This window comes from Nonomuraea basaltis, assembly GCF_005893125.1.
Classification (GTDB): Bacteria; Actinomycetota; Actinomycetes; order Streptosporangiales; family Streptosporangiaceae; genus Nonomuraea; species Nonomuraea basaltis.
In genome coordinates, this window is record NZ_VCJS01000084.1 from 22,482 (window position 1) to 34,689 (window position 12,208).

The window sequence follows — 12,208 nt, forward strand, 5'->3', positions numbered from 1 at the left end:
GTGCAGCTCCGTTACTCCTTCCGGCTGGACCCGACCCCGATGCAGCGGATCGCGCTGGCGCGGGCGTTCGGGTGCGCGCGGGTGGTGTTCAACGACGCGCTCGCGGCCCGTCGTCAAGCGCACGCGGACGGCTTGGCGTTCATCAGTGACGGGGACCTGTCCAAGCACGTCATCACCGAGGCCAAGCAGCGCCCGGATCGGGTGTGGCTTGGCGAGGTGTCGGCGGTCGTGCTCCAGCAGGCCCTGGCTGACGCCTGCATGGCCTACCGCAACTTCTTCGCCAGTCTCAGCAGGAAGAGGAAGGGGCCGAAGATCGCCGCGCCTCGGTTCCGGTCCCGCCGGGACCAGCGGCAGGCGATCCGGTTCACCAGGAACGCCCGGTTCAAGGTGGGGGAGAAACTGACCTTGCCGAAGATCGGCGACATCGCGGTGCGCTGGTCGCGCCGCCTGCCGTCGGTCCCGTCCAGCGTGACGGTGATCAAGGACGCGGCGGGCCGGTACTTCGCCTCGTTCGTCGTCGAGGTCAACCAGCACCCCCTGCCTCAAAAGCAGACCGAGACCGGCATTGACCTTGGGCTTGAGCACTTCGCGGTGCTGGCGGACGGCCGGAGGATCGACTCCCCGCGGTTCCTGCGCCGGGCGGAGAAGAAACTGCGCAAGCTGCAGAAGGCGTTGAGCCGTAAGCAGAAGGGATCATCCAACCGGGCCAAGGCCCGGATCAAGGTCGCCCGCCAGCACGTGAAGGTCGCCGACGGACGGCGCGAGTTCCACCACCAGGAATCCACCCGGATAGTTCGCGAAAACCAAGCGATCTTCGTGGAAGACCTGGCGGTCAACGGACTGGCCCGCACCCGGCTGGCCAAGAGCGTCCACGACGCGGGCTGGTCGGCGTTCACCGCCATGCTGGAGTACAAAGCGAAACTGTACGGGCGGACGTTCGCCAGGATCGACCGGTTCTTCCCCTCCTCCAAGCTCTGCTCAGTCTGCGGGACACTCGCCGAGCAGATGCCGCTGGCGGTTCGCAAGTGGGACTGCTCGTGTGGGGCACATCACGACCGGGACGTCAACGCCGCGATCAACATCCTCGCCGCTGGACGGGCGGAGAGACGAAACGCCTGTGGAGGCCAGGTAAGACCATCGCTCGCGGTGGCACAGGCCGATGAAGCAGGAAGCCGTGGAAGTGCCGCCGCATGAACGGCGCGGCACAGGCCAGAATCCTCGGCGTTTACGCCGGGGAGCGCGTCAATTCCTCATCCAGGGGTACCTGCGGTCGCTGCCGATCTCGATCTTCGAGGCCGCGCGCATCGACGGCGCCGGACCCTGGCAGATCTACTGGCGGATCGTGCTGCCGCTGATCCGGCCGATCCTCATCACGGTCGGCGTGTTCCAGACCATGTGGATCTGGAACGACTTCATCACGCCGAACGTGTTCATCAGCTCGCCCGACAAGCAGACCCTGGTCCTGCAGGTCTACAAGGCGGTCGGGGAGTACAGGGTGGACTGGCCGGCGTTCATGACGCTCAGCGTGATCGTGCTGATCCCCGTCGTGATCTTCTTCATCGCGATGCAGCGTCACATCGTCGACGGGCTCCTCCAGGGGAGCGTCAAGGGCTGAGATCATGAGAGGATGCGGGCCGTGCGGGCGATGAACGAATGGTGACGATCCAGGACGTGGCCAAGGCCGCGGGTGTGTCCGCCATGACCGTGTCACACGTGATCAACGATCATCCCCACGTCAAGAGCGAAACCCGCGAGCGTGTGCTGCGGGCCATCGCCGATCTCGACTACCGGGTCAACGTGGCGGCGCGCAACCTGCGCACCGGGCGTACCGGCACGATCGGGCTCGCCGTGCCCGAGGTGGACCGGCCCTACTACGGGCACCTCGCCGCCGCGATCATCGCGGCGGCGGCGCGGCACAACCTCAAGGTGGCGATCGAGCAGACCGGCGCCTCGCGCGAGGGCGAGCTCGCCGCGCTCGCCCTGTCCCGCAACCGGCTCTATGACGGGCTCATCCTCAGTACGGTCGGGCTGGGACCGGCCGACACCGACCTGCTCAAGGTCGACTACCCCATGGTCATCCTGGGGGAGCGGATCTTCGACGGGCCCGTGGACCACGTCGCGATGCCCAACGTCGAAGGCGCGCGGGCGGCGACCGCGCACCTGATCGAGCGGGGTTGCCGCCGCATCGCGCTGATCGACGGCCGGCCCGGCGATGACGTCGATGTCTCCGGCCTGCGCTACGACGGCTACCGCGAGGCCCTGGAGGAGGCGGGCATCCCCATCGACCCGCGGCTCCTGATCCACATCCAGGTGCTGACGATGGAGGAGGGCGCCGCCGCCGCGCGCCGGCTGAGCGAGTCCGGGGTCGAGGCCGACGGCGTTTTCTGCGTGACAGACACGGTCGCGATCGGGGCGCTGCGCGGCTTCGCCGACGCCGGGGTACGCGTGCCGCAGGACATCAAGGTCATCGGCTTCGACAACATCGCCGAAGGCGCCTACAGCGTGCCCTCGCTGTCGTCGATCGACCCCGACCACCCGCTCATGGCCAGCACGGCCGTCCGGTTCCTGGTCGGGCGGCTGGCGGAGAAGGGCAAGAACCAGCGGGTCGCGCGGGAGTTCATCAGCCGCTTCACGGTCGTGGCGCGCGAGTCGACCGGCTGACCTCCCTGCCCACCGACGCGTCAGGCCGGCACCCCCGCGCCGGCCTGACGTGCGCCGCCCCTAGCTCCTGGGCGTCCAGATGCGCGGCACCGGCACCCGCGACCAGTCGATGTCCGAGGCGAGGTAGAAGCTCGGATACGCCGGCTGGTTGTAGCCCGTCTGCTGCCTGGCCACCTCCACCCGGTACTGCGGGTCGTGCATCAGCGTGTACAGCTTGCGGTTCGTGACCTCCGTGCTGAGGTGGATCCGGATCGCGGTGCTGTCGGCCGTGCGGACCAGCAGCTCCTCCCGCCAGTCGCCGAACACGTCGGCCACCAGCCCCGGGTTGCCCTTGGTCCAGTTGTTGGCCAGCGTGCCCTCCGCGGTGAGCACCGTGCCGCGCTTCCAGTCGTCGATCGTCGGCGTCTGCAGCACGGTGGTGGCGGCGCCGTTGACGATCTGGGTCGTCATGTCGGCCGCCCAGCGGATGCTCATATTCGTGCCGGGAGTGCTCCTGCCGAGGTGGTCGCCCCGGACCGACCACAGGCCCGCCTGGATCGCCTGGTTGGACGGCACCGACGACCACGCCTCCAGGCCGCGGAGGGCGGGGTCGATGTCGCCCACCATGCCGCGCCCGGTGTCCACGCCGCTGTAGCCGCCGAAGAGCACCTCGCCGGTGGCGGCGTCGCGCATCGCCCACCCGTACGGTGCCCAAGGGCCGCCCTCGTGCACCGTCCAGATCTCCAGGCCGGGGCGGTCGGGGTCGAGGTCGCCGACGTGCATGGCGTCTCCGTGGCCGAGCCGGACGTTCTGCCCCGGCACGTTGCTCTGTGGCGGGCCCTCGGCGAACGAGGAGTACAGCACGTCGCCGTCGTCGTCGATCGTCGCGGCGCCGTACACGATCTCCTGCCTGCCGTCGCCGTCCACGTCGGCCACGCTCATCGAGTGGAAGCCCTGCGTGGTGATGTCGGCGTACTCCGGGTCGGCGCCGGGCACGCCGTGGGGTGAGGCGTTGAACGGGTTGGTCATCGGCGCGTGGCCGCTGTCGACGTACCAGACCTCCTTCAGCTTCCTGCCGTTCCAGTCGTAGGCGACCAGCGTGGTGCGCGTGTAGTAGCCGCGCGCGAACACCGCCGACGGCCGCTTGCCGTCCAGGTAGGCGACCGAGGACAGGAACCGGTCGACCCGGTTGCCCGGCTCGATGCGGCCCATCGCGTAGTCACCCCACATCAGGCCGTCGTCGCCGCGGCCCGGCTTGTAGTGGATGGTCTGCAGCTCCCTGCCGGTGGCGCCGTCCAGCACCGACAGGTACTCGGGGCCGGTGATGACGAACCCGGCGAACTCCCGCAGCCGGTTGTTGCCGCTGCGGCCCGGCGCGTAGACGTCGACGAAGTGCGTGGCCAGCTCCACGGCGGCCTCGTGGGACAACGGGTACTGGTGCTTCGGCTCGATGCTGAAGGCCTGCTCCAGCGTCTTCGGCCAGCGCCCGGCCACCACCTCCGGGTGCTCGTGCCACTTCTCGAACATGGCGACGACGTGGTCGAAGTAGTCCGCCGCGCTCTTGCGGTAGTCGTCGCCGTGCGCGTGGCCGGCCTTGACGTCCTGCCTCGGCATCGTGACGTATCGCTCGGAGACGACCTGGCCGCGGTCCCCGTAGCGGATGATCTTCGTGCCGGGGGCGGTCTTGAGCATCATCTCCGAGCGGCCGTCGCCGTCGAAGTCGTAGACGAGGAACTGCGTGTAGTGGGCGCCCGAGCGGATGTTGACGCCCAGGTCGAGCCGCCAGCGCAGGGTGCCGTCCAGCTCGTACGTGTCCACGTACGTATTGCCGGTGTATCCGCGCTGGGAGACGTCCTTGGAGTTCGACGGGTCCCATTTGACGACGTACTCGTACTGGCCGTCGCCGTCCACGTCGCCGACGCTCATGTCGTTGGCCGAGTAGGTGTAGGCCTCGCCCGCCGGGGTCACTCCATCGGCCGGTTTCGTGAGCCGAAGATCATAAAACGATTTAACCCAAGGCGTGGCGGCGGCGCTGCGCCGGCCCTCCCGGCCCTTGACGATCGGGGCGACGCGGTACTCGGAGGAGCCGGCTCCCGTGGCGTCGAGGTAGTTGGTGCTGTCGGTGACCGTCGCGACCGGGCGGCCGTCGCGGTAGACGCGGAAGTCGGCGCCGGTCATGCCGGTGGCGCCGTGGCCGGACACCTCGTCGCCCAGCAGCCGCCAGCTGAGGAACACTCCCTCGCTGGTGGCGGCCGCCACCAGGCCGCGGTCCAGGTATTCGAGCTGTACGCCCGCGCCCGGCCGGCCATGGCCGCCGTCGGAGTCCGCGGCGGCCGGGAGCGCGGCCAGAGGGGCGCAGAGGAGGGCGGCTAAGGCGGTGGTCAGCGCGCGGCGGATGCCGCTGGGTGGTCTCATGTCACGGGCTCCTGAGGGTGATGCCCGCATGGGGGCGCGGTGGCCCCCGCGTCCCTGGCGGATTAAATCGATATAATTACGGACGGAGATTATTGGGAGGCTGTGCGGTTTGTCAAGGATTGTTTTCCGGTGCATTTCGCGAAATTAATGCACGTGTTTGCAGTGAATGAATTCGCCTGTCTCCCATTCCTCTGCGAATTACCGCGCGATCTCCAAGAGAACGGCGCCGGTGCTGTGGCTCACCTGGGCCGCAGCCGCGTCAGCGGGCCGCCGCCTGGCCACCCGGACTCAGCGGTCGCACATCGCGGCGACGAAGGCGTCGATCAGGTGCCGCCGATTTTCGGGCACGCCAGTGACGTAGACGGTGGCGGCGCGCCCGGCCCGGTCCCGGCCGCTGAACACCGCGGCCCCCGGCATGTCGCCGGCGGCGAAGTAGGCGTAGCCGCAGCTCGACTTCATCCCGGCCACGCCGTAGCCGTAGCGGGCGCCCGCGGGCCAGCCTTCCTGCTCGACCTTCACCGGCCGGGTCATCATCTTGCTCAGCGGGGCCTTACGCCAGAACCGGTTGAGGTCTTCGGGAGTGGAGACCAGGCCGCCGCTGGCACCGAACTCGTAGGTGGGCAGCTGGTCGGTCAGGTCCACCTCGCCGCCCTGCGGCTGGCCGGGGTGCACCCCGTAGGTGTGGGCGTGCGGGCCGCGGATGCCGTAGTCGCCCTTGGCCGGCCAATACGTGTCCCGCATCCCGTACGGCTTGAGGATCAGGTCCCGGCTCGCCTGGCGGAAGTCCTTGCCGGTCACTGCCGTCACGATCATGCCGAGGACCAGGTAGTTGGTGTTGGCGTAGGCGAAGGAGCCGCGGGGCGTGGGCTTGAGCGCCAGCGCCACCTGCAGGAAGTCCGGGAAGGGTTCCTTCCACTCGATCGCGTTGAAGTACTCGGGCAGGCCGCTGGTCTGCTGCAGCAGCATCCGGACGGTGATCTTCCGACCGTCGATCTCGGCGCCGTCGCCGGTGCCGCGCAGCACCCCGGGCAGGTAACGCTCCACCCTGGCGCCCAGGTCGACCTTCTTCTGATCGACCAGCCGCAGCACGGTGGCGGCAATGATCGGCTTGCTCCCGCTGGCGATCCTGAACCGGCCCTGGGGGCCGATCATCGGCTTTCCGGTGCCCCGCTCCGCGGTGCCGGAGCGCCGGGTCACGGTCGCGCCGCCCGGACTCCGCACCTGGCTCAACGCGCCCGCCATGCCGTCCTCGGTGGTGAGCAGGTCAAGGCGGGACTGCGGCGAGGGCGTTGCGGCGGCGGCGAAGGCGGGGGTGACAGGGGCGAGGACCAGGGAACCGGCGACGGCAGCAGCGAGCAATTTCGTCATGCCTCCAATGTCGCGGGAAGATCACTCAGGATCAGTCACGCCTGCCTGCCTGTTGGGGTGGGGGTCTTCCCTACCGTCGAGGTGATCGCCAAGCGGCGGCCAGCCGAGATCATCTTCTCGGTTCGGTGGCCCAGAAGCCGGCGGTCGCGGGTGTGCGGACGTCATGTCGCCGCGCCGCTTGACCCTGACGCAGCGTCAATCTCTCAGCATGGTGGCATGACCACGAAAACCAGTGCGATCGAGGTCGCCGGACTGCGCAAGTCGTACGGCGACCACGACGACGATGGGGAGCGGGCGGAGAGAGGCGACAGGACGATGCGGCACTTCACGATCCACCACGACGGCGTCACGATCCCGGTGTCTCGCGACGGCCGGGGACGGCCGCTGGTCCTGTGCCCTGGGCTGAACTCGACACAGGCCGACCTGCACGAGCTGACCGAGCTGCTGTGGCGCGACCACGACGTGGTGACCTTCGACCTCCGGGGCCATGGCCTCGCCTCGGCCGCCGACCGATACTCCTTCGAGGCGTTCCTCAGCGATCTCGTCGCAGTGATGACGGAGCTGGGACGCCTCGACCCGCCCGGGGCGCCCGTGCTCGTGGGCTACTCGTTGGGCGCTGACCTGGCCGTGCACTATGCCTCCGAGCATCCTGGCACCGTCGCCGAGCTCGTTCTCATCGACGGGGCGAACCCGGTGCCCGAACCGTTCATCACCGAGGCCGCCCTGCCGGAGTTCCGCGCCATGTGGGAGGACCTGGCGACGCAGCAGGAGGCCGAGCGGGGCACCGCGCGTCAGGTGTTGCTCACCGCCCAGGAGATTCTCGACCTGAACCTCGAGATCGATGTGATTCGGTCCGAAATCCTCGACCGGTACAGGAAGATCGACCGGCCCATCAGCATGATCATGTCGACCTCGATGGCCGGCGACAGCGGCGAAGGGCACGCGCCGCGGTTCAATCAGAACTGGCGTGCCGGTGTCGGGCGGCTTGTCCGCGAGCAGCCGCACATCGCCATGTCCTGGCTCGACGCCGACCACCGGCTGGTCTTCACCCATGCCCCGGAAATCGCCCAGATCATCCGGAGTGCACAAGGCCCAGCCGGCCAGGCGACCTCCTGAGCAACTCCTGGGAGGCTGGTCAGATGCTGACCATCGGCGAGCTGGCGTCGTACGCCGGAGTGACGGTGCGCGCGGTGAGGCACTACCACGCCAAGGGGCTGCTGCCGGAGCCGGAGCGGGACCACTCCGGCTACCGCAGGTACGACGCCGGCGCCGTGGTCGAGCTGATCAAAATCCGGACCCTCGCCGAGGCCGGGGTTCCTCTGGCGCGGGTGCGGGAGCTGCTACAGGCCGACGAGGAGGAGTTCGCCGCGGCGATCGCAGACATCGACAAGCGGCTGCGGGCGGAGATCCGGCAGCGGCAGCGGCACCGCGAGCAGATAGCCCGGCTCGCCTCCGGGGACAGCCTCGCGCTGCCCCCGCAGGTGGTCGAGTACCTCGACCGACTGCGAGCGCTCGGGGTCGACGAGCGGATCATCCAGGTCGAACGCGACGGCTGGATCCCGCTGGCCGCGCACTCACCCGAGCGAGTCCCGGAGTGGATGGCACGCAAGCAGGAGCAGATCGCCGACCCGCAGCTCATCGACTTCTATCGCACCCTGGGCCAGGCTCTCGACCGGCCCGGCGACGACCCGCGGCTGGTCGAGCTGGCCGACAAGCTGGCCGCCTACATCACGCGAACGGCCGACGAGCAGGGCGAGGACTACGTCGACGACACCGATATCGAGCCACCGCTCGTCAAGCTGATGGACACGCTGGCGTTCGACACCGCGCCGCCGGCCCGTCGACTGATCGAGCTGCTGAAGCAGCGAGGCTGGACAGGCTGGACCAAGCTCGAGCGCGTGGCCCCGGGTTGAGGACTGCCGCCTGCGGGTTGTGAATTTATAGTGACAACATGCTGTTGGCCGGGATCCGAGATCGCTCTCCGATTGGAGCCCCGCATGACCGCCTCCGAGACCGAGACGCCCGCGCCGACGCTCGACCTGCTGGCCCGCCCGTCGGGCGGGTTCGCCATGGTCGCCATGGATCAGCGCGAGAGCCTCAGGCAGATGTACGCCGCCGCCACCGGCGAGCGGGTGGGCGACGACACGCTGACCGCGTTCAAGCTGGCGGTGGCCAGGGAGGTCGGCCCGCACGCGTCCGGATTCCTGATCGACCGGGACTACGGCTTCGACCGGGTGGCCGCCGAGCGGCTGGTCCGCGGCGGGTTGATCGTCGCCGTGGACAGCCTCCAGCAGGCCCCGGACGGCCCCGTCGAGGACACGTCGATCGACGAGCGGGTCGACCTGGCCGCCGCCCGGCGGGCCGGCGCCGTCGCCGCCAAGCTCCTGCTCATCTGGCGCGACGACGAGCACCGGCAGCGCCGCCTGGACGTCGCCGCCGAGTTCGTACGGCGGTGCGCGCGGGCAGGCCTGCTCTCCGTCCTCGAGGGCGTGGCCAAACCGGCCCTCTCCGCGGGTGAACACGATGCGGATGCCGCGTTCGACGGGCCCGCCGCGATCCGCGCGGCAGCCGCCGAGCTGGCCGGGCTGCGTCCGAGCCTGTACAAGGCCCAGGTCCCGCTCGCGGGCGCGGCGCCGGAGGAGCGGCTGGTCGAGGAGTGCGCGCGGCTCGACGAGGTGATCCCGGTCCCGTGGGTCGTGCTCTCGCAGGGCGTCGACCGCGACGACTTCCCGGCCGCCGTACGGGCCGCCTGCCGCGCGGGAGCGTCCGGGATGCTCGCCGGGCGCGCCGTCTGGAGCGACCTGGTCGGCATCGACATGGCCACCGGCTCCGGCGAGAGCGCCGGCGTGGCCTCCGGTGATCTCGCCGCCGCGTTGCGGGCTCGCGCCGTACCCAGGGTCCAGCACCTGGCGAGCATCGTCGACGAGCACGCGCGCCCGTGGCGCGCCCGATGAGCTGACGGCCGAGGGGGCCGTGCCGGCGGGCGCGCGCATCGGGGGTGCCGGCCACGCGTCGCTATGATCACGGTGTCCTGTGCGGTTTGTCCTGAAAACTTACGGACGAGACCGCACTTCTCATCCGTGGAGGACGCCGTGCGCTTATCCATCGCCTTCTTGAGCATCGCCGCCTCGGCCGCGCTCCTCGTCCCGCCAGGGGCGGCGACAGCCGATCCCGTCGAGCCGCCCCACCCCGCCGTACGCGACTTCGGCAACGGTCCCGAGCGGAACGAGGTGGCGGCCGGAGTGGAGGAGGGGCAGCAGGCAGAGTCACTTCGCCGCACCCCGGAGACGGAGTCGTACGGGATATCCCGCGACCGCGGCTACCCCAGGCAGATCCGGCTCCCGATCCCCGCCGAGAACCCCGCCGACGCCTCCATCAAGCTCGGCCTCGTCCCGTACCACGCCATCGCGCCCAAGCTGAACGACCTGCAGCGGCGCAGCGATCGGGTGAGCGTCGAGATCGCCGGCCGCACGCACCAGGGGCGCGACCTCTACCTCGTCACCGTCACAGCCCCCGAGAGCCGGAGCGCGGCCGGCGAGCAGAGCAAGATCCGCGACCGCATCGAGAACGACCCGGCCGGCGCCGCCCGCGACAGGAAGCTGGCCGGCAGGTACAAGTCGCCGATCTTCGTCAATGCCAACATCCACGGCAACGAGTGGGAGGGCACCGACGCCGCTCTGCGTACCATCGAAGAGCTCGCGACCAGCAAGGATCCGCAGACGGCCGCGCTCCTCGCCCGCACCAGGCTCTATTTCAACATCACCGCCAACCCCGACGGCCGGGTCAACGGGGTTCGGGCCAACGGCGCCGGCTTCGACCTCAACCGCGACTTCGTCACCGCCTCCCAGCCCGAGGTCCGGGCGATGCGCCAGATCATGATCGACACCCAGCCGGTCGCCATGATCGACCTGCACGGCTACGTCAACGGCACGCTCATCGAGCCCACCACGCCGCCGCACGGCGCCAACTACGAGTACGACGTCTTCATCAAGAACACCTATGCCAACGGGCTCGGCATGGAAGCCGCCGTCAACGCGCTCGGGTACACCTTCGAGAAGGACGGCGTCCACCCGCCGCAGATCCCGTTCCGCGACTCGGCCGAGGGCTGGGACGACTGGCCGCCGATCTTCACCCCGCAGTACGCGCCCTTCCACGGCACGGTCGCCTCGCACACCGTCGAGATCCCGCTGCGGGTCAACAACGCCGACTACAACCAGCTGCCCGCCGAGGAGCTGCGCCGCCGTTCCGCGATCAACACGGACGTGGCCGCCGCCGCGATCCGCGCCACGTACGGCTTCGTGGGGACCAGGCACGACGAGCTGATCGCCGACCAGATCGAGGTCTTCCGGCGGGGCGCGGCCGGCGAGCCGTCCAAGGTCGTGCCGCTCGGCATCGTGCCCGGCTTCGGCCCCGAGGACGTCTACAACACCACCTACCCCCGCGCGTACGTCATCACCGGCCGGCGCTCCGCCACCGCCGCCGCCCGCCTCGTCGACCACCTGATCGCGAACGACGTACGGGTCGAGCGGGCCAGGCATCCGTTCCGGGCGAACGGCACGACGTACCCGGCCGGGTCCTACGTCGTGGACATGCGCCAGCCCAAGCGCGGGCTGGCCAACGTGATGCTGGAGCCGGGCGCGGACATCTCGCCCAGGGTGGATGCGATGTACGACATCTCCGGCTGGAGCCACGGCCTGCTCTGGGGCGCCTCCGTGGACAGCGTCGCCCCCGGTTCGCTCCACGTGTCGTCGGAGCCGGTCAAGGCCGCCGCGCCCACCGGGTCGGTCCCGCGTGCCATCGGGCCGCTCGCGCTGAAGGTGACCGACGCCAAGGAGGTCCTGGCGGTGAACGACCTGCTGGCCCAGGGCGTCACGGTGACCTGGGCGAACGACGGGAGCGCGATCGTACCGGCAGGGGCCCGGCAGGCCGCCAGGACGGTGTCCGACCGGTACGGCGTGGCCTTCACCCCGGCCGGGCCGGCCACGGGCACGCCGCTGGCGCAGGTGCGGGTCGCCGCGGCCGCGTCCGCCGACGAGCTGTTCACGCTGCGCGAGCTGGGCTTCCCCGTCACCCCGGTCTCCACGGCCGTGCTCAACGCGGGCTTCGACTGGAGCGGGACCGATGTGCTGTACGTCTCCAGCGGGCTCAGCCACGCGGCGCTCAACCCGGCGGCCCGTACGGCGCTCGACGCGTTCCTCGCCACGGGCGGCGTGATCACCCGGGGCGGCACGGGCGCGACGTTCAACGCCGCAGCCGGGCTGCTCACCGCGACCGCGGTCGCCGGCCGTGGCGACGCCAACGGTGTGGTGCGCACGGTCTCGTCCGGCGGTCCCGTCGGCAGCGGGTCGCCTGAGCACTCGTTCGTGTACTCGCCGCGCTGGTTCACCGCTCTCGGGGCCGAGGTGACGGTCGAGCAGTCGTACGCCGCCGACGGGCCGCTCGTCTCCGGCCACTGGCGGCCCAACGACAACGGGACCGGCGGCCCGGACGCGGCCAGGGGCCAGGCGGCCGTGGTCAGCGGCAGGGACGAGCGGGGCGCGGCCGTGGTGCTGTTCGGCACGGAGCCGCTGTTCCGCAACCACCCGAAGGGATTGTTCCCGCAGGTGGCGAGGGCGCTGTACTGGTCGGCCGCGGTCACCGGTGCGACCGTCACCACGCCCTAGCGCCACGGGCGCGACGGTCACCGCGCCTTGGTGCCACGGGCGTGACCGTCATAGCGCCATGACGACGAGCCGGCCCGGCGGCCTTTCGCGCCGCCGGGCCGGCTCGTCACTTCGCCGCTCCG

The 12,208-nt window shown here is 70.2% G+C and carries 9 protein-coding genes; 7 read left to right on the forward strand and 2 right to left on the reverse strand.

What is annotated here, in order from left to right; all coding sequences use genetic code 11:
- Genes EJK15_RS33450 through EJK15_RS33460 form a run of 3 tightly spaced genes read left to right on the forward strand, consistent with a single transcriptional unit; the run spans window position 1 to window position 2,661 of the window.
- Window positions 1–1,194: an RNA-guided endonuclease InsQ/TnpB family protein gene (locus EJK15_RS33450; protein WP_138714481.1), complete on the forward strand. Its 1,194-nt coding sequence runs from the start codon at window positions 1–3 to the stop codon at window positions 1,192–1,194.
- The gene (locus EJK15_RS33455; protein WP_206061244.1) at window positions 1,175–1,615 is read left to right on the forward strand and encodes a carbohydrate ABC transporter permease; all 441 of its coding nucleotides are present in this window, start codon (window positions 1,175–1,177) and stop codon (window positions 1,613–1,615) included. The genes EJK15_RS33450 and EJK15_RS33455 overlap by 20 nt, the downstream gene beginning before the upstream one ends.
- Window positions 1,616–1,653: 38 nt before the next feature.
- Entirely contained in the window at window positions 1,654–2,661 is a 1,008-nt protein-coding gene (locus EJK15_RS33460; RefSeq protein ID WP_138714483.1) for a LacI family DNA-binding transcriptional regulator, read from the forward strand.
- A gap of 60 nt (window positions 2,662–2,721) precedes the next feature.
- On the opposite strand, the gene EJK15_RS33465 is transcribed toward EJK15_RS33460, so the two are convergent.
- Both EJK15_RS33465 and EJK15_RS33470 read right to left on the reverse strand, forming a co-directional pair.
- The gene (locus EJK15_RS33465; RefSeq protein ID WP_138714484.1) at window positions 2,722–5,055 is read right to left on the reverse strand and encodes a rhamnogalacturonan lyase; all 2,334 of its coding nucleotides are present in this window, start codon (window positions 5,053–5,055) and stop codon (window positions 2,722–2,724) included.
- Window positions 5,056–5,343: 288 nt separating this feature from the next.
- Window positions 5,344–6,423 (reverse strand): serine hydrolase domain-containing protein, encoded by a 1,080-nt coding sequence (locus EJK15_RS33470; protein WP_138714485.1) that lies wholly within the window; start codon window positions 6,421–6,423, stop codon window positions 5,344–5,346.
- Window positions 6,424–6,639: 216 nt separating this feature from the next.
- Between EJK15_RS33470 and EJK15_RS33475 the strand changes: the two genes are divergently transcribed.
- From EJK15_RS33475 to EJK15_RS33490, 4 genes are all read left to right on the forward strand, one after another.
- The gene (locus EJK15_RS33475; protein WP_138714486.1) at window positions 6,640–7,539 is read left to right on the forward strand and encodes an alpha/beta fold hydrolase; all 900 of its coding nucleotides are present in this window, start codon (window positions 6,640–6,642) and stop codon (window positions 7,537–7,539) included.
- A 23-nt stretch (window positions 7,540–7,562) separates the two neighbouring features.
- Window positions 7,563–8,336, forward strand: coding sequence for a MerR family transcriptional regulator (locus EJK15_RS33480; protein WP_138714487.1), 774 nt, complete (start codon window positions 7,563–7,565; stop codon window positions 8,334–8,336).
- Window positions 8,337–8,420: 84 nt separating this feature from the next.
- Window positions 8,421–9,377, forward strand: a complete 957-nt coding sequence (locus tag EJK15_RS33485; RefSeq protein ID WP_138714488.1) for a hypothetical protein — start codon at window positions 8,421–8,423, stop codon at window positions 9,375–9,377.
- A 138-nt stretch (window positions 9,378–9,515) separates the two neighbouring features.
- A complete protein-coding gene (locus tag EJK15_RS33490) occupies window positions 9,516–12,086 on the forward strand; it encodes a M14 family zinc carboxypeptidase (RefSeq protein ID WP_240777380.1) in 2,571 nt (856 codons plus the stop codon).
- Window positions 12,087–12,208: the final 122 nt, after the last annotated feature.

What these genes read in the sequence shown, in the direction of transcription:
- EJK15_RS33460 (WP_138714483.1), top strand. Translation starts at nt 1,654, where the DNA reads ATGGTGACGATCCAGGACGTGGCCAAGGCCGCGGGTGTGTCCGCCATG.
- EJK15_RS33465 (WP_138714484.1), bottom strand. Translation starts at nt 5,055, where the DNA reads ATGAGACCACCCAGCGGCATCCGCCGCGCGCTGACCACCGCCTTAGCC.
- EJK15_RS33470 (WP_138714485.1), bottom strand. Translation starts at nt 6,423, where the DNA reads ATGACGAAATTGCTCGCTGCTGCCGTCGCCGGTTCCCTGGTCCTCGCC.
- EJK15_RS33475 (WP_138714486.1), top strand. Translation starts at nt 6,640, where the DNA reads ATGACCACGAAAACCAGTGCGATCGAGGTCGCCGGACTGCGCAAGTCG.
- EJK15_RS33480 (WP_138714487.1), top strand. Translation starts at nt 7,563, where the DNA reads ATGCTGACCATCGGCGAGCTGGCGTCGTACGCCGGAGTGACGGTGCGC.
- EJK15_RS33485 (WP_138714488.1), top strand. Translation starts at nt 8,421, where the DNA reads ATGACCGCCTCCGAGACCGAGACGCCCGCGCCGACGCTCGACCTGCTG.